The organism is Marinobacter sp. R17, from assembly GCF_003789045.1.
Classification (GTDB): Bacteria; Pseudomonadota; Gammaproteobacteria; order Pseudomonadales; family Oleiphilaceae; genus Marinobacter_A; species Marinobacter_A mangrovi.
This window is the reverse complement of sequence record NZ_RHGZ01000027.1, coordinates 24,712-45,863: the sequence shown is the minus strand read 5'-3', so window position 1 is coordinate 45,863 and position 21,152 is coordinate 24,712. Positions and strand designations below refer to the sequence as shown.

The 21,152-nt window shown below is 62.5% G+C and carries 21 protein-coding genes; 9 read left to right on the top strand and 12 right to left on the bottom strand.

Translation table 11 applies throughout. The features are described from left to right. The first annotated feature begins 205 nt into the window (after positions 1–205). The 4 genes from EB809_RS16980 (at position 206) to EB809_RS16965 (ending at position 3,099) form a co-directional block, all read left to right on the top strand. Complete coding sequence (locus EB809_RS16980) at positions 206–547, top strand: hypothetical protein (protein ID WP_123636034.1); 342 nt, start codon at positions 206–208, stop codon at positions 545–547. Positions 548–559: 12 nt separating this feature from the next. Then, on the top strand, positions 560–1,702 hold the full coding sequence (locus EB809_RS16975) for an amidohydrolase (RefSeq protein ID WP_123636033.1): 1,143 nt from the start codon (positions 560–562) through the stop codon (positions 1,700–1,702). 137 nt (positions 1,703–1,839) lie between these two features. Next, positions 1,840–2,088 carry a hypothetical protein gene (locus EB809_RS16970; protein WP_123636032.1) on the top strand — a complete coding sequence of 83 codons (249 nt, stop codon included), beginning with the start codon at positions 1,840–1,842 and terminating at the stop codon, positions 2,086–2,088. A 123-nt stretch (positions 2,089–2,211) separates the two neighbouring features. Next, a complete protein-coding gene (locus tag EB809_RS16965; RefSeq protein ID WP_123636031.1) occupies positions 2,212–3,099 on the top strand; it encodes a haloalkane dehalogenase in 888 nt (295 codons plus the stop codon). On the opposite strand, the gene EB809_RS16960 is transcribed toward EB809_RS16965, so the two are convergent. Then, on the bottom strand, positions 3,096–3,881 hold the full coding sequence (locus EB809_RS16960) for an acyl-CoA thioesterase (protein ID WP_123636030.1): 786 nt from the start codon (positions 3,879–3,881) through the stop codon (positions 3,096–3,098). The genes EB809_RS16965 and EB809_RS16960 overlap by 4 nt on opposite strands. A gap of 229 nt (positions 3,882–4,110) precedes the next feature. Here EB809_RS16960 and EB809_RS16955 point away from each other — a divergent pair, with 229 nt between their 5' ends. Continuing rightward, a complete protein-coding gene (locus tag EB809_RS16955) occupies positions 4,111–5,607 on the top strand; it encodes a DEAD/DEAH box helicase (RefSeq protein ID WP_123636029.1) in 1,497 nt (498 codons plus the stop codon). Here the strand turns inward: EB809_RS16955 and EB809_RS16950 are convergent. The 4 genes from EB809_RS16950 to EB809_RS16935 are packed head-to-tail and all read right to left on the bottom strand — an operon-like array spanning position 5,586 to position 8,548. Beyond that, on the bottom strand, positions 5,586–6,101 hold the full coding sequence (locus tag EB809_RS16950) for a dihydrofolate reductase (RefSeq protein ID WP_123636028.1): 516 nt from the start codon (positions 6,099–6,101) through the stop codon (positions 5,586–5,588). The genes EB809_RS16955 and EB809_RS16950 overlap by 22 nt on opposite strands. A gap of 12 nt (positions 6,102–6,113) precedes the next feature. Next, positions 6,114–6,953, bottom strand: coding sequence for a thymidylate synthase (locus EB809_RS16945; RefSeq protein WP_123636027.1), 840 nt, complete (start codon positions 6,951–6,953; stop codon positions 6,114–6,116). Then, positions 6,950–7,738, bottom strand: coding sequence for a prolipoprotein diacylglyceryl transferase (lgt, locus tag EB809_RS16940; RefSeq protein ID WP_123636026.1), 789 nt, complete (start codon positions 7,736–7,738; stop codon positions 6,950–6,952). Before lgt ends, EB809_RS16945 begins: the two co-directional genes overlap by 4 nt. A gap of 27 nt (positions 7,739–7,765) precedes the next feature. After that, a complete protein-coding gene (locus EB809_RS16935) occupies positions 7,766–8,548 on the bottom strand; it encodes a sulfite exporter TauE/SafE family protein (RefSeq protein WP_263317006.1) in 783 nt (260 codons plus the stop codon). A 110-nt stretch (positions 8,549–8,658) separates the two neighbouring features. Here EB809_RS16935 and EB809_RS16930 point away from each other — a divergent pair, with 110 nt between their 5' ends. Further along, on the top strand, positions 8,659–9,447 hold the full coding sequence (locus tag EB809_RS16930; RefSeq protein WP_123636024.1) for an NRDE family protein: 789 nt from the start codon (positions 8,659–8,661) through the stop codon (positions 9,445–9,447). Here EB809_RS16930 and EB809_RS16925 read toward each other — a convergent pair. Beyond that, on the bottom strand, positions 9,426–10,001 hold the full coding sequence (locus EB809_RS16925; RefSeq protein ID WP_123636023.1) for a PilZ domain-containing protein: 576 nt from the start codon (positions 9,999–10,001) through the stop codon (positions 9,426–9,428). The two genes, EB809_RS16930 and EB809_RS16925, sit on opposite strands and share 22 nt — an antisense overlap. Positions 10,002–10,122: 121 nt before the next feature. Here EB809_RS16925 and EB809_RS16920 point away from each other — a divergent pair, with 121 nt between their 5' ends. The 3 genes from EB809_RS16920 to dxs all read left to right on the top strand — a co-directional run bounded on the left by EB809_RS16920 (position 10,123) and on the right by dxs (position 13,307). Further along, on the top strand, positions 10,123–10,377 hold the full coding sequence (locus EB809_RS16920; protein ID WP_123636022.1) for an exodeoxyribonuclease VII small subunit: 255 nt from the start codon (positions 10,123–10,125) through the stop codon (positions 10,375–10,377). Then, the gene (locus EB809_RS16915; RefSeq protein WP_123636021.1) at positions 10,374–11,267 is read left to right on the top strand and encodes a polyprenyl synthetase family protein; all 894 of its coding nucleotides are present in this window, start codon (positions 10,374–10,376) and stop codon (positions 11,265–11,267) included. The genes EB809_RS16920 and EB809_RS16915 overlap by 4 nt, the downstream gene beginning before the upstream one ends. 105 nt (positions 11,268–11,372) lie before the next feature. Next, complete coding sequence (gene dxs, locus EB809_RS16910; RefSeq protein WP_123636020.1) at positions 11,373–13,307, top strand: 1-deoxy-D-xylulose-5-phosphate synthase; 1,935 nt, start codon at positions 11,373–11,375, stop codon at positions 13,305–13,307. 307 nt (positions 13,308–13,614) lie between these two features. Here dxs and ribA read toward each other — a convergent pair whose 3' ends face one another. The 6 genes from ribA to secA all read right to left on the bottom strand — a co-directional run bounded on the left by ribA (position 13,615) and on the right by secA (position 20,873). After that, positions 13,615–14,223: a GTP cyclohydrolase II gene (ribA, locus tag EB809_RS16905; protein ID WP_123636019.1), complete on the bottom strand. Its 609-nt coding sequence runs from the start codon at positions 14,221–14,223 to the stop codon at positions 13,615–13,617. A 94-nt stretch (positions 14,224–14,317) separates the two neighbouring features. Beyond that, entirely contained in the window at positions 14,318–15,310 is a 993-nt protein-coding gene (moaA, locus tag EB809_RS16900; RefSeq protein WP_123636018.1) for a GTP 3',8-cyclase MoaA, read from the bottom strand. A 1-nt stretch (position 15,311) separates the two neighbouring features. After that, positions 15,312–15,791 (bottom strand): cyclic pyranopterin monophosphate synthase MoaC, encoded by a 480-nt coding sequence (gene moaC / locus EB809_RS16895; RefSeq protein WP_123636017.1) that lies wholly within the window; start codon positions 15,789–15,791, stop codon positions 15,312–15,314. A gap of 17 nt (positions 15,792–15,808) precedes the next feature. Next, a complete protein-coding gene (locus EB809_RS16890; RefSeq protein WP_123636016.1) occupies positions 15,809–16,756 on the bottom strand; it encodes a Nudix family hydrolase in 948 nt (315 codons plus the stop codon). 1 nt (position 16,757) lies between these two features. Continuing rightward, positions 16,758–17,975 (bottom strand): bifunctional glutamate N-acetyltransferase/amino-acid acetyltransferase ArgJ, encoded by a 1,218-nt coding sequence (gene argJ / locus EB809_RS16885; RefSeq protein WP_123636015.1) that lies wholly within the window; start codon positions 17,973–17,975, stop codon positions 16,758–16,760. A gap of 153 nt (positions 17,976–18,128) precedes the next feature. Then, a complete protein-coding gene (gene secA, locus EB809_RS16880; RefSeq protein ID WP_123636014.1) occupies positions 18,129–20,873 on the bottom strand; it encodes a preprotein translocase subunit SecA in 2,745 nt (914 codons plus the stop codon). Positions 20,874–21,152 lie beyond the last annotated feature (279 nt).

Genomic DNA, 21,152 nt, shown 5'->3' with positions numbered 1-21,152 from the left:
ACTCCCTGGTCACATCCCTTTTCCGGGAAACTATCGATGGTGGCGGCACGCCCGGCTTGCCGTAAGCACTCCTGCCCATGGCAAGTGGGTACCCGGTGAGGCTATAGTACATTATTGCCTGTTGCAGCCCGATTTTATGTCATCTTCAGCTGTAGCCGGCCGCGAATTTGACCGGGACAGACGCCCGTCTGACGGGAACAGGATTTTGGACAATATCGACTTTTCCATCGAAACCGCCATCGAAGCGGCCGAAGCCCTGCAGAAAACGCTGGCGCGCCGGACGCATCGCAAGAAAGTCATGGGCCAGGAAGTCATTCGCCCGGGTCAGTTGGGCGAGGCCCTGCGCTTGCCCACGATCCTTGCCAAGCTGCGTAGCAAACAGGCACGGCGTCGTGAAGAAGGTCTGGACGAGTTCCAGACCCTGTGGCCGACACTCTCGCCCACCACCCACGAAAAAGTTCTTGATGAAATGGAGTGGTACGATCCGCGCTCCCTGGACTGGGACGACCCCCGCTCCAACCGCCGCCCGGCACCACCCGAAAACTGATTCCCGACACCTATGACCGACCTGAACGACCTCACCCGGATCCGCCGGGAACTGCATCGCCACCCGGAACTCTCCGGCCAGGAGCAGGCCACGGCCGAACGCATCCGCTCCCTGCTCGAAGCCTGCACGCCAGACCGCCTTGTCACCGGGCTGGGCGGCGCCGGCCTGCTGGCCGTCTTCGATGGCGGGTCCGATGGGCCAACCACACTGATCCGCTGTGAGCTGGACGCCCTGCCCATCCACGAGCGGGGCGACCACGAACACCGTTCCGCCATCCCTGGTTGTGCCCATGCCTGCGGCCACGATGGCCACATGAGCATTATCCTGGGTCTGGCGCAAACACTGCGAGAGCAACGGCCACAACAGGGCCGGGTGGTCCTGCTGTTCCAGCCCGCCGAGGAAGACGGCCAGGGCGCCCGACGCGTGTTCCACGATCCACGCTTTGCACCCTACAAGCCGGACTTCGCCTTCGCGCTACACAACGTGCCCGGACTGCCGCTGGGAGAGGTGTTCACGCGTCCCGGCTCGTTCAACTGCGCATCAAAAGGGATGATTATCCGGCTCACCGGCAAGACCTCCCATGCCGCGCACCCAGAGGATGGCATCAGCCCGGCTCCGGCTCTGGCCCGACTGATGCAGACACTGCCCACGCTACCCCGGCAGTTCACGGAATCCGCCTGGGTTACGCTGGTGCATGCGCGCCTCGGCGAAAAAAGTTTTGGCACAGCGCCCGGCGAGGCCGTATTGATGGCCACCTTGCGCAGCGAAACCAACGAGGTGATGTCGGCACTGTCCGACAGGGCCTGCACACTGGCTCGGGAGGCGGCCGCGGAAGCTGGCCTGGACGTCACCTTTGAGTGGGAGGATGACTTCCTCGCCAGCGTGAATGGCCAAACCGGTTTCGACCATGTGGCCGAAGCCTGCCTGGAGATCGGGGTGCCTTTCCACCGTATGCCGGAAGGCTTCCGCTGGTCTGAAGATTTCGGCGTCTTTACCCAGCATGCCGAAGGCGCCATGTTCGGGCTGGGCGCGGGTAACATCCACCCGCAGCTCCACAATCCGGATTACGACTTCCCGGACGCGCTGATACCGGTCGGCCTCGACGTTTTCCGGATAATTATCCGAAGAATCAATGGACTCAGCGCATCCGGCTGAGTCTGCTGATCCCCTGTCTCGTTTTCTACGTATCTCCATGCGTCAAATTTGTCTTGGAATTGCAACAAAAGGCCCTTAGGTTGGGTAGATGGGCTGTGGAATGGAGAACACATCCAGAACGCAACGAAGGAGAGACTATGAGTCAACACGAACATTACATTGCAAAACTGGCCGAAGGCAGCGTGATTCCGACGTTCCAGTGCGGTCACTGCGGATCGATCCTGCCGAAGGGGCGTATTTTCCCCAACGACGGTGACAACCGCCAGAACCTGGCCTGCCACACCATCGGCCTGTGCGCTGCAGACGATTGCGGTGCGGTGAACAGCATGGACGATGCCATTCGCCAACTTGAACAACAGAACCAAGATCAGCAGGCGGCCGGTTAAATCCGGAACCGCTCTGCCGGGGATGTGATCCCCGCACCCGCCCTTACGCCATTCTGCGCTATCCTTTCCTGACAACCGGCCTCGTAAGGCCAAACTCGTTGCTTTAAAAGGATATTGGACAGAATGCGTATTCTTCGTACCGAGGAACAGCGCTTCGCGCAGTTGCCCGATTTTCCCTTCGCACCGCATTACCTCGACGTCGCGCCCAATCTGCGCATGCACTATGTGGATGAGGGCCCCCATGACGGCGAGACCGTCGTCATGCTGCACGGCGAGCCGTCCTGGAGCTACCTCTACCGCCATATGATTCCGCCGGTGGCCGTAGCAGGTCTGCGGGTGCTGGCGCCGGACCTGATTGGCTTCGGCCGCTCCGACAAACCGGCGGCGCTGGACGACTACAGCTACCAGACACACATGGACTGGCTGCTGGCCTGGTTTGACGCACTGAAACTCAATAACGTGACGCTGGTGTGCCAGGATTGGGGCTCGTTACTGGGCCTGCGTCTGGCGGGTGAGCATCCCGACCGTTTTAGCCGCATCATCGTCGGTAACGGTATGCTGCCGACTGGCGACGGCAAGGTACCCGCCGTGTTTCGCCTCTGGAAGGGATTTGCCTCATTCAGCCCCTGGTTTCCCATCAGCCGGATTATCCAGATGGGTACCGGGCGCTCGCTGAGCGATGCTGAACGGGCCGCCTATGATGCACCCTTCCCGTCGTCGCGCTACAAGGCTGGCGCCCGGGCCTTTCCGCGCCTGGTCCCGATCACGCCGGACGATCCGGCCAGCGAGGCCAATCGTGCGGCCTGGAAGAGCCTGAGCAGCTGGAACAAGCCGTTCATCACCTGCTTCAGCAACGGCGATCCGATCACCCGGGGTGGCGACCGCTACATGCAACGCAAGATTCCGGGCGCACAAGGGCAACCCCACACGACGTTGCGGGGCGGCCATTTCCTGCAGGAAGACGCGCCGGAGGATTTCGCCCGAGTGATTATCGACGCCTGCCGGCGCTAGCCAAAGACCGTCACGGTCTGGCGACTGAGCGCCACCAGCTCACCCTGACGATTCCAGATGGTGGCCTGGGTATGGCCGTAACCGCCGCCCGCCTGGTCGATCACCGCGCGATACAGTAACGGATCGTCCGCCCGCATTTCCGGGCGCGGGTGGACGATTTCCAGCGACCAGCTCATGGAACTGGCCGGAGCGGGCTTTTTCAGATGCTGCAGCACCGCCGGCGGCCAGGCATCGACCAGCGCGATCACGTGTGCGTCGCCCATGGCGTTGCCCGCTTCACGAAAACGCATCCAACCGCCCATTTCCCGGGCCGGTTTGCCGGCGAAGGGGAAGTGGCCAAAGGCCCAACGCATATCAATGTGCTGGGTGAATTCGGGCGTGACACCGGGGATATGCCTCAGCTCCGGACAAGCGTCCGGCGTCGGCACCTCGGGCGCCGGGTCGGCGGCCACCATCACGGAGGATTCGCGCTCGCTCCCGAAACTGGCCAGCGCCGCAAGGCGGACCTCGCCACCTTGCCGCAGACGCCCCTGAACCTGGCTGGCCGCGCGACCTTCCCGCAGCAGTTCGACCTCAAATGTGACCGGCTCGTCGACCGTGACCGGGCCGACAAACGCCACCTGCAAGGCACGCAACGGGCGCCCGGGCTGTACGGCACCCTGCATCTTCTGGAACGTCAGGGCCGCCACGAGGCCACCAAAGGTTGCTCGCCCCTGCCCCCAACTGGCGGGAATGACCAGATCGTCTTTTTCAACACCGGCCAGCAGCTCATCAAAATGCATTGTCCGTTACTCCACCGCATCGTTTGATCGAAAGGAAGCTAAGCATCCTGCCCTGACGGCTGCCGTTGCGCAATGGCTACCGGCGTACATTTACCTACCCGATGCCACACCCTGCACATATCTATAGCGGCTGAAAACGTCTATACTACGCGACATATGGCTCCCTCTGTCTCGTTTAGGACGCAGTTCCGGGAGCGTCGCTCACCTCCCCGAATTCCGAGTTTCCTGAATGCAAACAAAAACCTTTGCCGAGCTTGGCCTCCATCCGGCGGTCCTTGATGCGGTTTCGTCCGTGGGTTATGAAACCCCGTCGCCTATCCAGGCGCAATCCATCCCCATTCTGCTGGCCGGCCGCAATCTGCTGGGCATGGCCCAGACGGGTACCGGCAAGACAGCCGCGTTTGCACTGCCGCTGCTGAGCTCTATCGATCCGACGCTGCATGCGCCCCAGATCCTGGTGCTGGCGCCTACCCGCGAACTGGCCATCCAGGTCGCGGAGGCGTTCACCACCTATTCCGCGAGCATTAAGGGCCTGCAAGTCCTGCCGATTTACGGCGGCCAGGATTTCCGCCCCCAACTGAAAGCACTGCAGCGCGGTACCCAGGTCATCGTGGGTACACCAGGCCGCCTGCTGGACCACCTGCGTCGCGGTACGCTCAAGCTGGACCAGTTGCGCTCCGTCGTCCTCGACGAAGCGGACGAAATGCTGCGCATGGGCTTCATTGACGACATCGAAGCCATCCTGGCCAAGACGCCGGAAAACTGCCAGCGGGCCCTGTTCTCAGCGACCATGCCGGGACCGATCCGAAAGGTGGCCCAGACCTACCTGGCCAACGCCGAAGAAGTGAAGATCGAAAGCCAGACCCGGACCGTGTCACGCATTGCCCAGTTCGTGCTGCCGGTGTTTGCCGAGCGCAAGCTGGATGCCCTGACCCGCATCCTGGAAGTTGAGCCGGTGGACGCAACGATCATCTTCGTGCGCACCAAGGCGGAAACGACACTGCTGGCTGACAAGCTCTCCGCACGCGGGCACGCCGTGGCACCGCTGAACGGCGACATCAACCAGCGCCAGCGTGAGCAGGCGGTGGAAGACCTGCGCCGAGGCAAGTTGGACATCGTGGTGGCCACCGACGTGGCGGCCCGTGGTCTGGATGTGCCGCGCATCACCCACGTCATCAACTACGACGTGCCCTACGACAGCGAAGCCTATATCCACCGGGTGGGCCGTACCGGCCGGGCCGGCCGTGAGGGCAAGGCGATCCTGCTGGTGACCCCGCGCGAACGCAGCTGGCTGCGGACCCTGGAACGGGCCACCAACTCACCGATGAGCGACTATCAGCTGCCGCCGCCGGCGGAGCTGCAGAAGCTGCGTGAGAAGCAGTTCGAGGAACAGTTGCTGGGCTTTGCCGAAGACGGCCGACTGGCCAAGGCAATGGGTCTTCTGGATGGCATTGCCGAGCGCAATGACCTGGACCCGGCGATGGTCGCCGGCGCCCTGGCCTGCTGGCTGGAATCCGCCCAACCGGGCGCGATGCCGCTGGAAGCCCCGACGGATCTGCCGATTCCCCCGGCGCGCAGCAAACGGCCGTTCAAGGGTGGCGACCGCCGCGGCGGCAAACCCGGCCACAAGCCGGGCTTCAAGAAAGGTCCGCGCAATGGCAAGCCGGGATCCGGCGGCAAACCCAAGGGCAAACCGCCTCGTCGTCAGTCGTCCGAGCGACGCTGATAGACGATAAAGCTGTAGTCGTACGGATTGTTCTCGGACGCGGAGAAATCCTCCCGTCCGAGTTCTTCCCACTGGTCCCAGTCCACTTCCGGGAACCAGGCATCGCCCTCCACATCCGCATGCACCCGCGTGACATACATGCGGTCGATCTCCGGCAAGGCCTCGGCATAGATCTGGCCACCGCCGATGATCATGATCTCATCCCCGCCTTCCAGCTCAGCCTGGGCTTCCGCCCGGCGATAAGCGTCTGCCAGCGTGTGGTCAACCGCGACCCCGGCAGGGGCCTCCCAACGCTCATCCCGGGTAATCACCACGTTCAAACGCCCTGGCAAGGGACGCCCGATGGATTCGAAAGTCTTGCGCCCCATCAGGATCGGCTTGCCCATGGTGGCTTGCTTGAAATAACGCAGATCACCGGGCAGGTACCATGGCAGTGCGTTATTCCGGCCGATCACCCGGTTCTGTGACATGGCGACAATCAGCGCCTTACGCATGCTATTCGCTCCTCAGATCGCGATGGGCGCCTTGATGACCGGCTGCGGGTCGTAGCCCTCGAATTCAAAGTCGTCCAGTTCGTACTCGAACAGGCTGGCCGGTTTGCGACGGATGTTCAGCGTCGGCAGCGGACGCGGCTCACGCTTGAGCTGCTCGAACACGATCTCGTCCGTGAGGTGGTTCTGGTAGAGGTGGCAATCGCCAAACGTGTGCACAAACTCGCCCACATCCAGATCGCACTGCTGGGCGATCATGTGGGTCAGCAGACTGTAGGACGCGATATTGAACGGCACCCCGAGGAACAGATCGGCGCTGCGCTGGTAGAGCTGGCAGGACAGCTTGCCTTCCGCCACATAGAACTGGAACAGGCAGTGGCACGGCGCCAGGGCCATACGGCCCTGCTCCACGTTTTCCTGCGGGCTGATGGACTCGTCAGGCAGCTCCGCCGGGTTCCAGGCCGAAACAATCAGGCGGCGTGACGTAGGCTTGGTCTGGATCTGACGCACCACATCGCTGATCTGATCGACCACATCGCCGTTCGGACACTGCCAGCTGCGCCACTGTTTGCCGTAGATCGGCCCCAGGTCGCCGTTGTCCAACGCCCACTCGTTCCAGATGCTGACCTTGCGTTCGCGCAACCAGTTGTTGTCGGTGGACCCGTTCAGAAACCAGAGCAATTCGTAGATGATGCTGCGCAGGTGGACCTTCTTGGTGGTCAGCAGCGGAAAGCCCTCACCCAGGTCGAAGCGCATCTGACGACCAAATACCGAACGCGTCCCCACGCCGGTCCGGTCGCCCCGGTCGGTGCCGTTGTCGACCACATCACGCATCAGGTCCAGATAGGCTTTCATTGCGTTTTGCTCCTGTATGCCCAAACCATTAATACAATACCCGCCAGCAGCATCGGCAGGGACAGGATCTGCCCCATGGTCACCCAGTCAAAGGCCAGGAAGCCCAGCTGGGCATCCGGTTGCCGGAAGAATTCCGCCAGGATGCGGAAGCAGGCGTAGCCGACCAGGAACAGCCCGGAAACGGCCATGCGCGGCCGCTGCTTGCTGGAGAAAACCCAGAGAATGATAAACAGCAGCACCCCTTCCATCGCAAATTCGTACAGCTGGGACGGATGACGCGGCAGCGCGTCCGGTGCGGTCGGGAAGACCATCGCCCAGGGCACGTCGGTGGGGCGGCCCCAGAGTTCACCATTGATGAAGTTGCCAATACGGCCCGCACCCAGGCCAATGGGGACCAGCGGCGCGACAAAATCGGCGATGGCAAAGAAACCGCAGTTCACCTTGCGGCCAAACCACCACATGGCCAGCATGACACCGATCAGCCCGCCGTGGAATGACATCCCGCCTTCCCAGACCCGGAACAGCCAGAGCGGGTCAGCCAGGAAGGTATCGAAATTGTAGAAGATGACATAGCCAAAGCGCCCGCCCAGGACGACCCCCAGCGCAATATAGAACAGCAGGTCCCCCATTTGCTCCTCGTTGATGGGCGACCAGGGTTTGCGGGTGCGGATGCGGCCCAGCCACCAGCCCATAACAAAGCCCACGAGGTAGGTCAGGCCATACCAGTGGATTTTGAGCGGGCCGATGGAGACAGCAATCGGGTCAATCTGTGGATAACGCAGCATGCAGTTTCTCTCGTTAATGGAAGCCGGTCAGATCAGGAAGCGGATACCCACCACCAGCAGGACCATGGCAAAAATCCGTTTCAGTAACATGGCATCCAGCCGGTGGGCCAGCGCAGCCCCCACCCGGGCGAACAGGACGCTGGTCGCGACAATGCCTACCAGGGCCGGCAGATAGATAAAGCCCAGGCTGTATTCAGGCAATGACGGCGCCTGCCAGCCGGTGGCGATATTGGTCAGCGCACCGGCGATGGCAATCGGCAGACCGCAAGCGGACGACGTCCCCACGGCACGCTGCATGCGCACGTTGCACCAGCTCAGGAACGGCACGGTCAGCGTACCGCCCCCGATCCCGAAGATGGCCGATGCCCAGCCGATCCCGCCACCGGCGGCAACCAGGCCGGGCTTGCCCGGCACGTCCCGACCCGGCCTGGGCTTGACGTCGAACAGCATCTTCAGCCCGACCAGAATGACAAACACGCCGATGATCAGTTCCAGCGCGGCCCCGGATAACAGGGAGGCGGTCCAGGCACCGATCATGGCACCGATGACGATCCCCACAGCCATCGACCGGAACACCGGCCAGTCCACCGCACCACGGGCATGGTGGGAGCGTACCGAGCTGATTGACGTGAAGACGATGGTCGCCAGGGAGGTGCCCACGGCCAGATGGGCGGCAATCTCCGGATCGAAGCCCTGCAGCCCGAAGCTGAAGATCAGCACCGGCACAATCACCAGACCACCCCCGATGCCGAACAGGCCGGCCAACACGCCTGCACAGGCACCCAGCACCAGGTAGATTGCAAACAGAATGGCCAGGCTCATAATGCCCTTGCTCCGATAGCCAGCATAAAGGCCCGTATGATACACAGGGGAGACTTCGGGTTCACTGCACCGACACCAGAAACCAACCGGAAATCGCGATGTGCCTCATCCTGTTCGCCATTGGCCAGCACCCTGACCTGCCGCTGGTAGTCGCCGCCAACCGCGACGAGTTCTACCAGCGCCCGACCCGCGCCATGCATTGGTGGTCGTCTCCGGAGATACTGGCCGGAAAGGACGAGCAGTCCGGCGGGACCTGGCTGGGGGTGACCCGGGACGGCCAGGTGGCCGCCGTCACCAATTTCCGCGACGGCCAGCCCGAGCGGGGGGATTGGTCCCGGGGGCAACTGCCGGTCCAGGCGCTGACGGAGAATTCAGACCAGCTTGATCAGCATCAGCGGGACATTACAGACCGGTTTGCGGGTTATAACCTGTTCCGCGTGGATGCTCGCCAGGGCTGGTATTTCAGCAACCGGGACAGCCATCCCGGACGCACCCTGCATCGCGGCGTCTACGGCCTGAGCAACCACCTGCTGCAGAGCCCCTGGCCCAAGTTGGTGCGGCTACGCAAGACCCTGCACGACCGCCTGCACGATACCCCGCAGTCACAGCTGCACGACGTACTGATCGACGCACTGATGGACACGACGCCAGCGCCGGATGCTTTCCTGCCCGATACCGGCATTGGCCTGGAGCGTGAGCGCTTCCTGTCCTCGCCCTTTATCCGCAGCGAGACTTATGGAACGCGGGCCACCACCATTGTTTCAGTGCATCGGGACGGCACCGTGTCGGTCACCGAACAGGGCTGGCTACGCGGGGGCGAACGGGGCGAGCGCCAGGTCTTTACCTGGCAGCGCGAGGCCGCCAGTCATTCGGCCGGATCGGACTGAGGGGATTCATCCCGTTGGCGCAAGCGGGCACTTTGCAACCGCATGATGTGGCCCATGAGCAATTCCTGATCCGCCTCGGTGATGCGCTCGATATCCAGGCGCAGGTAGTGATCGGAGTCTTCACGGCCCGAAGCCACCACCCGGGCCAGGGCGCGAATGGTCCGTCGCTCCGGATGGAACAGCAGATCCACCAACACCATTTCGCCCACCTCAATGACTTCATCGACCGGAAAGGCAAAGCCGCTCCCGGAGAGGCTGACATCCCGGGTGACCAGCGTTGCCGGGCGCTCACCGTCGAGTCCCAGACCGGCGCCCTCCAGCGCCAGATCCAGCTTGCGGTTGAGCAGATCCGCCACCTCCCGGACCTCCGGCGCTGCCACCGTCAGCTTGCTCAGCGCCTGATCCAGCATCAGCTCCAGATCCGCCAGCCGTGACCGCAGCGACAGGTCCGACAATTCGCCCGCCACCGACTCGCCGTCCGACAACCGGATATAGCGCAGCGCCACCCGGTCATCGACCCGGTAATACCGCCTGCGTTCCTCGCCCTGCCACATGATCTGCTCCACTGGGATATGGTTTATAGAGAATAGCTGCCTCCACCACTATAGAAAACGCAAACAGGTCCCGCTCTGATATACTCCGCCCCAAACAGACCTGCCGCGGAGAATCCCCGTCATGACTGACGAGACAGGCGTTACCATTGCCGACTTCGAAAAATCCCTCAACGAGCTCGAAGCCCTGGTCCGCGACCTCGAGCAGGGTGACCTGCCCCTGGAGAAATCGCTGGCGGCGTTCGAGCGCGGTGTCCGATTGACCCGCGAGTGCCAGCAGGCCCTGCGCCAGGCGGAGCAACGGGTGGAAAAACTGGTCAAGGCCGACGGCGACAACTTCGAGACCCAACCGTTCCATGAGGACGAAGAGGGGCAATGAGCAGCCAACCGATGAGCGAACTGCAGGCCCAGTGGCGCACCGTCATCGAAGCCACCCTGGACCGCTGGCTGGATAACCCGGACGCCCCGGCTCCCCGGCTGCAGGACGCCATGCGCTACGCGGTCCTGGGCGGCGGCAAGCGGATCCGACCGATCTTGGCCATGGCCTCGGCGATGGCCGTCGGGCATCCCCCGGATACCGCCCTCGTTCCCGGCTGCGCGGTTGAACTGATCCACGCCTATTCGCTGATCCACGATGACTTGCCGGCTATGGACGACGACGCTCTGCGCCGCGGCAAGCCCACGGTTCACATTGCCTACGACGAAGCCACCGCGATTCTCGCCGGCGACGCCCTGCAAGCCCTGGCGTTCGAGGCGATCGGATCCGAAGGCGATTACAGTGCCCCCACCCGCGTGCGGATGCTGCAGATTCTGAGCCGGGCCAGCGGCCAGGCGGGCATGGTCGGCGGCCAGGCCATCGATCTGGGCTCGGTGGGCCGAACCCTGCCGCTGGAAGATCTGCAACGCATGCACCGCTGCAAGACCGGCGCTCTGATTGAAGCCAGCATCAGCCTGGGCGCCCTGGCTGCGGAAACCGCCGACGAGACACAGATCGACGCGTTGCGGACCTATGGCCGGGCGCTGGGCCTGGCGTTCCAGGTGCAGGATGACCTGCTGGACATCGAAGGCGCTACCGACACCATTGGCAAGCCCCAGGGATCGGATGCCGCGCGCAACAAGCCCACCTATCCGGCGTGCCTGGGTATTGACGGCACCCGCGATCATCTTCGATCCTTGCAGGAACAAGCTGTCTCGGCGCTCGCAGTATTGGGTCGCAGCGCCGATCCGCTGCGCCAGATTGCCGATTTTGTAGTCACCCGGACCCATTAGAAGGCCTCGGGCTAACGCCCTGGCCCACATTTCCAAAGGGAAATGTGAAAGTCCGGTGACCGATCCCGTATAATCGCCCCATATCGATTCAGAAGATCTAAGCGGATGCAGGACACAACCATATTTAAGGAGATTCCGTCTCGCCAGCCCAACACGCCCCTGCTGGACCGGGTCAACACCCCGGATCAGCTGCGTGAGCTGAGTGAGGATCAGTTACCCCAACTGGCCCGGGAGCTCCGTGCGTTCCTGCTGTGGAGCGTCGGCCAGTCCGGAGGCCACTTTGGCGCCGGGCTGGGCGTGCTGGAACTGACGGTGGCCCTGCACTACGTCTTCAACACCCCGGACGATCGCCTGGTCTGGGATGTGGGCCACCAGGCCTACCCACACAAGATCCTCACCGGTCGCCGCGCCCGCATGGGCACCATTCGCAAGAAAGACGGCCTGGCCGGGTTCCCCAAGCGCGGTGAAAGCGACTACGACACCTTTGGTGTGGGCCACTCCAGCACCTCCATCAGTGCGGCACTGGGCATGGCAATCGCCGCCCGCATGCAGGACTCCCGGCGCAAGAGCATTGCCGTGATCGGTGACGGCGCCATGACCGCTGGCATGGCCTTCGAGGCCCTGACCCACGCCGGTCACCTGCGCACCAACATGCTGGTGATCCTGAACGACAACGACATGTCGATTTCCCAGAACGTGGGCGGTCTTTCCAGCTATTTTGCCAAGCTGCTGGCCAGTCGCACGTATAACCAGGTCCGCGACGGCAGCAAGAAATTTCTGCAGGGCGCCCCCAACCTGATGGCGTTCGCACGCAAGACGGAAGAACACTTCAAGGGCCTGATCGCCGGGGGCACTTTCTTTGAAGAGCTGGGATTCAACTATATTGGCCCGATCGACGGTCATGATCTGCCGCTGCTGATCGACACGCTACAGAACATCCGCGAGCTGGACGGCCCGCAGTTTCTGCATGTGGTCACCAAGAAAGGTAAAGGCTTTGCACCGGCGGAAGCCGACCCCATCGGCTACCACGCCATCAACAAGATCGAGCCCAAGCCGCCGGTCAAACCGGCGGACAGCAAGCCGGCGCCCAAGCTGCCCAAGTACGCCAACGTCTTCGGTCAGTGGTTGTGCGACTCCGCGGAGCAGGACGAACGCGTGGTGGGCATTACGCCGGCCATGCGCGAGGGCTCGGACCTGGTCAAATTTAGCGAACGCTTCCCCGATCGCTATTACGATGTGGCCATCGCCGAGCAGCACGCCGTCACTCTCGCCGCCGGCCTGGCCTGCGACGGGGCCAAGCCCGTGGTGGCGATCTATTCCACCTTCCTGCAACGCGCCTATGACCAACTGATCCACGATGTCGCCATCCAGAATCTGGATGTCCTGTTCGCCATCGACCGCGCCGGCCTGGTGGGCGAGGACGGCCCGACCCACGGTGGCGCTTTCGACATCAGCTACCTGCGCTGCATCCCCAATATGGTGGTGATGGCGCCGTCCGATGAAAACGAGACCCGACTGCTGCTGCAGACCGGTCTGGCCCACGAAGGCCCGACTTCGGTGCGATACCCTCGTGGCACGGGTCCCGGCGCGGTGATCGATACCGCCCTGAAAACGGCCCCGATCGGCAAGGGCCGGATCATTCGCGAAGGCAAGCGCATTGCCCTGCTGAACTTCGGCACCCTGCTGTCCACGGCCCTGCCGGCTGCAGAAGCACTGGATGCCACCGTCGCCGACATGCGCTTCGTCAAACCACTGGACACCGACCTGATTCGAGATCTGGTGGAACAGCATGACCTGATCGTGACACTGGAGGAAAACGTCATCGCCGGCGGTGCCGGTAGCGCCGTGTCCGAGTACCTCAACGGCGAAGGGATCGAAGCGTCACTGCTGCAGATTGGCCTGCCCGACCAGTTCATCGAACACGGTAAACACGGCGAGCAGCTTGAAGAGTGCGGCCTGACGACCGAAGCCATTCGGACACGGATTGAGGATCGTTTGACCCAGATGAGCGATCTGAAGGCGTTGCGGGCGGTTAAATAGGCGGGGCACCTTGCCCCTTTAGGGCGTTCAGTAGCGTAGCTTGGGCTGACGCAGGAAGCTCGACAGGGGATTTCTCGGAGAAGCCTTCAAAACGGTGCTTCTCCGATCAGAGCATTAGCAGGCAGGGCGAAACAGGCTCGATGTCATAGCCAACTGAAGGCTTCGGTTGTTGGGCTTCCTGCGTCAGCCCAACCTACGTGGCAACTGTATACTCGAGTGTGCCTCGAAATGTAGCCGACGCTTCAGCTTCGGAGCAGCCCGCCAGGGCTGCCATTCCTTCTCCTTCCCAAAGCGAATCCGCCGGAATTCAGGCCTCGTCGTCCTGATGCGTCTCCAACCAATGTCCCAGCTTGCTCTGCTTTGTGGCGAGGTAGTTTTCGTTATGGGGATTGCGGCCCACGTGCAGCGGCACCCGTTCGACGATGTCGATACCCAGGCCGCGCAGGGCGTTAACCTTACGGGGGTTGTTGGTCATGAGCTTGAGGCGGGCGATGCCCAGGTGATCCAGCATGTCCTTGCACATGCTGTAATCCCGCAGATCCGCCGCAAACCCCAACTGCTCGTTGGCTTCGACGGTGTCCGCGCCCTGGTCCTGCAGGTGATACGCCCGGATTTTATTCAGCAGGCCAATGCCCCGGCCTTCCTGACGCAGGTACATGAGGATCCCCCGCCCTTCCCGGGCAATACTGCGTAACGCTTCTTCCAGCTGATAACCACAGTCACAGCGCATGCTGTAGAGCGCATCGCCGGTGAGGCACTCGGAGTGGGTACGGGCCAGCACGGGCGCATCCCCGTCGACCGACCCGAGGGTCAGTGCAACGTGCTCCTTGCCGGTGTCCGGTTCCTCGAACCCATGCATGTCGAAAACGCCGAAAGGCGTCGGGAGTCGGCAGCTCTGGACATAGCGAACGGCCACGGCGGTACCTCACTCAGATTAACAGGCGGCGCATTTTAGCAGAATGGACCGGGTCGGCGTACCCTGAAACCTACGTAGATGCGCCCGATCCGTATCAACCGCCCGTGGCGTTCATAAAGCGAAGAATCTGGGGTTCGGCATCGTGGGAGAAATAATGCCGCTCCGGTTTGAGCGTCATGGCCTCATGCAGCGCCTTCTGCACCGCCAGGTCGTCCCCCGGTCGCGAGCGGATCACCTCGCGCAGGTCCATGGAGTGTTCGTTGCCCAGGCACAACAGCAGACGCCCTTCCGTGGTCAAACGCACCCGGTTGCAGTCGCCGCAGAAGTTATGGCTGTGCGGGGAGATAAAGCCAATCCGATTGGGATGGCCATCCACCTGCCAGTAACGGGAAGGCCCGCCGGTGTCATCGCCAACCGGTTGCAGGTCAAAAACCGTGGCCAGCGTCTCGCGAATCTCGTCACTGGAGCAGAAGGCTTCGGCCCGGTCGTGCTCGGTGATAACCCCCAGGGGCATTTCTTCGATAAAGCTGATATCGAGTCCCTTTTCCACCGCAAAGCGAACCAGGGGAATCACTTCGTCTGCGTTACGCCCCTTTAGGACGACGGCATTGAGCTTGGTGTGCTGGAATCCGGCTCGCTGGGCGGCATCGATGCCGGCCAGTACCCGCTCCAGTTTGCCAATCCGGGTCAGTTCCCGGAATCGCTCGGGGTCCAGGCTGTCCAGGCTGATATTGAGCCGGTCCACGCCCGCCGCCTTGAGCGGCTCGGCGAATTCCTCCAGACGGCCGCCATTGGTGGTCATACACAGTTCGCGCAGCCCCGGCAGCGCTTTCAGTCGCTCGGCCAAGCCGACCACACCCGGCCGCACCAGCGGCTCTCCACCGGTCAGACGAATCTTGCGGACGCCACAGGCCACCAGGTTGCGGGCAATGACCTCAATTTCTTCCAGGGACAGGATCTCGGACTTCGGCAGGAAGGTCATGTCCTCGGACATGCAATACACACAACGAAAATCGCAGCGATCCGTGACGGAGATGCGGACGTACGTGACCTCCCGCCCAAAATTGTCCACCAGCGCTGCCGTCATGCTACCCCCTTTTCCAGTGACCAGACCGCCCGCCCTGCTTTTCGAGCAGACGCACATCCCGGATAACCATACCCCGGTCCACGGCTTTGCACATGTCGTAAAGCGTCAATGCGGCGATGTTAACCGCCGTCAGCGCTTCCATTTCGACCCCGGTCTGCCCCGTCAGTCGGCAGACCGCTTCCAGATGCACGCCGGTATCGCCGTCAAGTACGGGTGCCAGATGGACCTTCACCGAGGTCAGGTTCAGGGCATGGCACAGCGGAATCAGTTCATGGGTCTTCTTGGCCGCCATGATGCCGGCAATGCGCGCCGTGGCCAGCACATCGCCCTTGGGGTGCTCGCCGTCGACGATCATCGCAACCGTCTCGGGCCGCATGGCGATAAACCCTTCGGCCCGCGCCTCACGGCTGGTGACGGCTTTTTCCGTCACATCGACCATGCGCGCGGCACCGGTTTCGTCCAGGTGGGTCAGTTCACTCAATCGTTTTTCTCCAGCATTCAATTCCGCCACCACATGCCAATGCCCGCAACGCCCTGTGCCCCGGCTTTACGGGCCTGATTCACCTGGTTCAACGCCAATCCGCCCAGTGCATACACCGGTACCGTGGCCGTGGCCACGAGGTCCGTAAATCGGGCCCATCCTATGGGCGCCATATCCGGGTGGCTGGCCGTTCTGGCGACCGGGCCCAGGGTGGCAAAATCAGCGCCCAAACGAGCGGCATGCGCCAATTCATCAACCTGATGACAGGATACGCCCAACAACCCCGAACTGGCCAACGGTCGCGTATCGAGCTGCCCGGCCACTCGCCATGGCAGGTGTATACCGGCCGCAGGCACGGACTCCAGGAGCTTCGGGTCGCCGTGGAGCATCAGACGTATCGAGCGAGCCGAACACCAGTCGAGCAATTGGCCGGCAGCGTCCAGATAGGCTTCGCGGGACAGCCAGGGCGCGCGGAACAGGCAGATTGAAGGTGACAGCTCCGCCAGGTGCCGGCACGTCTGCGCAACCAGCGTCCCACCATCCAGACCGGCGCCACCGGTGATCGGGTACTGATGAGGCAATCGCGACGCCCGGATGATCGGCCGGTTTGCAGCCGGAAAATCGTCATCGCTCAGGGCATCCAGCGCCAACCACTGCACCGGCTGCCCTTCCCGCCCGTGCGGTTCGCCCTGAAAGCGCACGGTCTCCCAGACATCGAGAAACACCCGCTTGTCGCCGTAGTCGTGGCGAATGCCGATCACCGGCTGAAGGTCGCCCTCGGCGATGTGGATGCCGACTTCCTCATCCAGTTCGCGAACCAGCGCTTGCTGAACACGTTCACCGGGCTCGACTTTGCCACCGGGAAACTCCAGCAAACCGCCCTGATGCGCCTCATCGGGGCGCCGGGCAATCAGGATGCGATTCCCCTGGCGCACCACACCGACAGCGACATGGACTTCCTTCATATCAGGTCCGGTACTCGGCGTTGATGGTCACATAATCATGGGACAAGTCGCAGGTCCAGACCGTCTCGTTGACATCGCCACGGCCCAACGCAATACGGATGCTGATGTCGGACTGGTCCATCACGGCCTGGCCGCGCGCTTCGGTGTAATCCGCTGCCCGGCCACCGTTGCGCACCAGCGCCACATCACCCAGATCGATCTCGATGTCCGTCAGATTCAGGTCCGGCACGCCGGCGCGACCGACGGCCGCCAGGATGCGGCCCCAGTTCGGATCCGACGCAAACAGGGCGGTCTTGACCAGAGGCGAATGGGCGAGCGTGTAAGCCACATCCAGTGCCTCCTGCTGGTTGCCTGCCGTCTCCACGCGAATGGTGATGAACTTGGTGGCGCCCTCGCCGTCCCTCACAATCGCGTGGGCCAGGGTCATGAACAGTTCCCGCAGTGCTTCGCGGAAGACCGGCAGGTGCGGACTGTCGGCCGTCAGCTCCGGCGCGTCGCTCTTGCCAGTGGCCACCAGCATGCAACAGTCGTTGGTCGAGGTATCGCCATCGATGGTGATGCGGTTGAACGACTGCTCCCCCAGGTCCGAAACCAGCGTCTGGAGCAGCGACGGCTCGATGGCGATATCCGTGGCTATAAAGCCCAGCATGGTCGCCATGTTGGGGCGGATCATGCCGGCGCCCTTGCTGATGCCGGATATGTGGACCGGCTGACCGTCGACTTCCAGCCGACGAGTGGCGCCCTTGGGCAGGGTGTCGGTGGTCATGATGCCTTCGGCGGCCTCGGCCCAGCGGGTTTCCGACAGGGTATCCAGCGCTTCCGGCAGGCCATTGCGGATCTTCTCCACCGGCAGCGGCTCGCCAATGACCCCGGTGGAGAACGGCAGCACCTGTTGGGCGGTGACACCGGACAGCTCCGCCAGTGCCGCACAACAGGCCTCGGCATCGGTGCGTCCCTGCTCGCCGTTTCCGGCGTTGGCGTTGCCCGTATTGATCATCAGGTAACGTGGCGCCGCCTGCCCCAAATGGTCTCGGGTCACCAGCACCGGTGCCGCACAGAACTGGTTGCGCGTAAATATGCCGGCCACTCGGGCGCCTTCATCCAGCGCCATCAGCACCAGATCGCGGCGCCCCGGCTTCTTGATGCCTGCGCGGGCCACGCCCAACCGCAGACCGGCAACGGGGTAGAAATCCGGCAAGGGGCCCAATCCAACCGCCATGCTAATTCTCCTGGTTCGGGGAACCTCCAATCGGCTCCTCAGATACGAAAAACGTCCGCTCTCCCGGCCCGCTCCAGCGGCTCCGATTCAGCGGACGTTGCTTGTTCCTGAGCACTGCCTGCCAAGGCCGACAGTGCGTTTTCAAGTCGTCTGTCAGGCCACCCGGCCGTGACACTGCTTGTATTTCTTACCGGAGCCGCACGGGCAGGGCTCGTTCCGCCCGACTTTGCGTTCACTGCGCACGTAGGTCTCCGGTTGGCCCTGGGCCTGTTGCTGCTCATCGTCGCCGTCACCGGCGGCTGATTGCCCGGTGGCGCTGGCCTGCTCATGCTTCAGGTTGGCAGCTGCCATCTGGCGCTCCAGCTCTTCACGGCGCCGACGCTCGATCTCTTCCATCTCAGTCTCACCCTGGACCCGCACGTGGCAGAGAATCCGGGTGACGTCTCGCTTCATGGCGTCCAGCATGGCTTCGAACAGGTTGAACGCCTCACGCTTGTATTCCTGTTTCGGGTTCTTCTGAGCGTAGCCGCGCAGGTGGATACCGCGACGCAGGTGGTCCATGTTGGACAGGTGCTCTTTCCAGAGGGTATCCAGCACCTGCAGGAAGACCTGTTTCTCGAAGTTGCGCATGGCTTCGGCGCCGGCAACCTCTTCCTTCTCACGGTAGACCTTGATGATTTCCTCGAGAATGCGTTCCCGGAGGCTCTCTTCGTAGAGACTCTGGTCTTCATCCAGCCATTTCTGGACCGGCAGCTCCACCGCCAGTTCAGACTGCAACTGAGCCTCTAGACCGGCGACATCCCACTGTTCCGGCATGCTCTGCGGCGGGATGTACTCGCTGATCACGCTGTCGACCACATCGGCGCGCACGGTATCGACCAGCTCGCTGATGTCTTCGGAAGCCATGACCTCGTTACGCTGCTCGTAGATGACACTGCGCTGGTCGTTGGCGACGTCGTCGTACTCCAGCAGCGTCTTCCGCATGTCGAAGTTACGGCCTTCAACCTTGCGCTGTGATTTTTCGATGGCATTGGTGACCATGCGGTGCTCGATGGCCTCGCCCTTCTTCATGCCCATCGCCTGCATGATATTCTTCACGCGATCCGGGGCGAAGATCCGCATCAGGTTGTCTTCCAGCGACAGGAAGAAACGGGAGGAGCCCGGATCCCCCTGACGGCCGGCACGACCACGCAGCTGGTTGTCGATACGGCGGGATTCGTGACGTTCGGTACCCACAATGTGCAGGCCGCCCGCTTCCAATACCTTGTTGTGGGTCTCGGTCCACTCCGCCTTGACCCGGGCCACCTGCTCTTCGGTCGGATTTTCCAACTGGGCGACCTCTTCTTCCCAGTTACCGCCGAGCACGATGTCCGTCCCCCGGCCCGCCATGTTGGTGGCGATGGTCACCGCTCCCGGACGACCGGCCTGGGCGATGACGTGGGCCTCTTTCTCGTGCTGCTTGGCGTTCAGGACCTGGTGGTCGATCTTGGCCTTGCGCAGCAGCATCGACAGCAGTTCGGAGGCCTCGATGGAGCCGGTGCCCACCAGCACCGGACGACCTTCACTGGTGACGTCCTTGATTTCGTCGATGATCGCCTGGTACTTCTCTTCCTGCGTCAGGTAGACCAGATCGTTGTAGTCAATACGCTGAATCGGACGGTTGGGCGGAATAACCACCACGTCCAGGCCGTAGATCTGGCGGAACTCGAAGGCTTCCGTGTCGGCGGTACCGGTCATGCCGGCCAGTTTGTTATACAGACGGAAGTAGTTCTGGAAGGTGGTGGAGGCCAGGGTCTGACTCTCGGCCTGGATGTTGACGCCTTCTTTGGCCTCGATGGCCTGGTGCAGGCCCTCACTCCAACGGCGGCCCGGCATGGTCCGGCCGGTGTGTTCATCAACGATCACCACCTGACCGCCCTGGACGATGTAGTCCACGTCGCGCTGGAACAGGTGATGCGCCCGCAGCGCTGAATGCACATGGTGCAGAAGACTGAGGTTCGACGCGGAGTAGAGGCTTTCCTCTTTACCCAGCAGTCCCTTCTCGATCAGCAGGTCTTCCACTTTCTCATGACCGGCTTCGGTCAACTCGACCTGACGGCTCTTCTCGTCGATGGTGAAATCACCGGAGGGCTCGCCCTCCTCCACCGGCTCGCCCTTATCCAGGCTCGGAACCAGCGTATTCACCGCCAGGTAGATCTTGGAGCTGTCTTCCGCCGCACCGGAGATGATCAGCGGGGTACGCGCTTCGTCGATCAGGATGGAGTCGACTTCGTCCACAATGGCGTAGTTCAGGCCGCGCTGCACCTTGTCGGCGGTGCTGAACGCCATGTTGTCGCGCAGGTAGTCGAAACCGAATTCGTTGTTGGTGCCGTAGGTGATGTCGGCAGCATAAGCTTCACGCTTGGCCGCCGCATCCTGACCGGCAACGATGACGCCCACTTGCAGGCCGAGGAAGCGATAGAGCTTGCCCATCCACTCGGCATCCCGGGAGGCGAGGTAGTCGTTAACGGTCACCACGTGAACGCCATCCCCCGGGAGGGCATTGAGGTACACGGAAGCCGTTGCCACCAGGGTCTTACCCTCACCGGTCTTCATCTCGGCGATGCGGCCTTCGTGCAGGGTCATGGCACCGATCATCTGGACGTCGAAGTGCCGCATGCCCAGCACCCGCTTGCCCGCTTCCCGGGCCGTAGCGAAGGCTTCGGGCAGCAGTTGATCCAGGGTTTCACCCTCGTCCAGCCGACGCCGGAACTCGGCTGTCTTGCCCTGCAGCTCAGTATCCGACAGCGCCCCGAAGGACTCTTCCAGCTCATTGATCCGGGAGACGGCCTTCCGCATCCGCTTAATTTCTCGGGCGTTTTTACTGCCGAACAACTTCGTTGCGACCTTCGTGAACATAGACCACTGCTTCTTTGATTAACGAAATGCACCCAGTGACCCGGTCGGCCACAGGCGCCTGCCAATTCAGGACCCCTTGCGGGGGAAGGCATCACAGAAGACACCGTACCGAGGCACGATGGGACAAGGGGACCCATCCCGGGTATGCCTTGAGAACGACTGAAAAAGTCCCGGAATCCGGAGGTTGGCCTGCGAGGCTGAGCTTTTCAGAAGTCCCCCTACAAAGACGGCATTCTAACCTTATTTCTTTTGCGGGCGAAAGGTACGGCCTTGTCCTCG

Excerpts from the sequence above, each read along its gene's own strand:
- EB809_RS16975 (WP_123636033.1), top strand. The coding sequence starts at position 560 with ATGACCGACCTGAACGACCTCACCCGGATCCGCCGGGAACTGCATCGC.
- EB809_RS16970 (WP_123636032.1), top strand. The coding sequence starts at position 1,840 with ATGAGTCAACACGAACATTACATTGCAAAACTGGCCGAAGGCAGCGTG.
- EB809_RS16965 (WP_123636031.1), top strand. The coding sequence starts at position 2,212 with ATGCGTATTCTTCGTACCGAGGAACAGCGCTTCGCGCAGTTGCCCGAT.
- EB809_RS16960 (WP_123636030.1), bottom strand. The coding sequence starts at position 3,881 with ATGCATTTTGATGAGCTGCTGGCCGGTGTTGAAAAAGACGATCTGGTC.
- EB809_RS16955 (WP_123636029.1), top strand. The coding sequence starts at position 4,111 with ATGCAAACAAAAACCTTTGCCGAGCTTGGCCTCCATCCGGCGGTCCTT.
- EB809_RS16950 (WP_123636028.1), bottom strand. The coding sequence starts at position 6,101 with ATGCGTAAGGCGCTGATTGTCGCCATGTCACAGAACCGGGTGATCGGC.
- EB809_RS16945 (WP_123636027.1), bottom strand. The coding sequence starts at position 6,953 with ATGAAAGCCTATCTGGACCTGATGCGTGATGTGGTCGACAACGGCACC.
- lgt (WP_123636026.1), bottom strand. The coding sequence starts at position 7,738 with ATGCTGCGTTATCCACAGATTGACCCGATTGCTGTCTCCATCGGCCCG.
- EB809_RS16930 (WP_123636024.1), top strand. The coding sequence starts at position 8,659 with ATGTGCCTCATCCTGTTCGCCATTGGCCAGCACCCTGACCTGCCGCTG.
- EB809_RS16925 (WP_123636023.1), bottom strand. The coding sequence starts at position 10,001 with ATGTGGCAGGGCGAGGAACGCAGGCGGTATTACCGGGTCGATGACCGG.
- EB809_RS16920 (WP_123636022.1), top strand. The coding sequence starts at position 10,123 with ATGACTGACGAGACAGGCGTTACCATTGCCGACTTCGAAAAATCCCTC.
- EB809_RS16915 (WP_123636021.1), top strand. The coding sequence starts at position 10,374 with ATGAGCAGCCAACCGATGAGCGAACTGCAGGCCCAGTGGCGCACCGTC.
- dxs (WP_123636020.1), top strand. The coding sequence starts at position 11,373 with ATGCAGGACACAACCATATTTAAGGAGATTCCGTCTCGCCAGCCCAAC.
- moaA (WP_123636018.1), bottom strand. The coding sequence starts at position 15,310 with ATGACGGCAGCGCTGGTGGACAATTTTGGGCGGGAGGTCACGTACGTC.
- EB809_RS16890 (WP_123636016.1), bottom strand. The coding sequence starts at position 16,756 with ATGAAGGAAGTCCATGTCGCTGTCGGTGTGGTGCGCCAGGGGAATCGC.
- argJ (WP_123636015.1), bottom strand. The coding sequence starts at position 17,975 with ATGGCGGTTGGATTGGGCCCCTTGCCGGATTTCTACCCCGTTGCCGGT.
- secA (WP_123636014.1), bottom strand. The coding sequence starts at position 20,873 with ATGTTCACGAAGGTCGCAACGAAGTTGTTCGGCAGTAAAAACGCCCGA.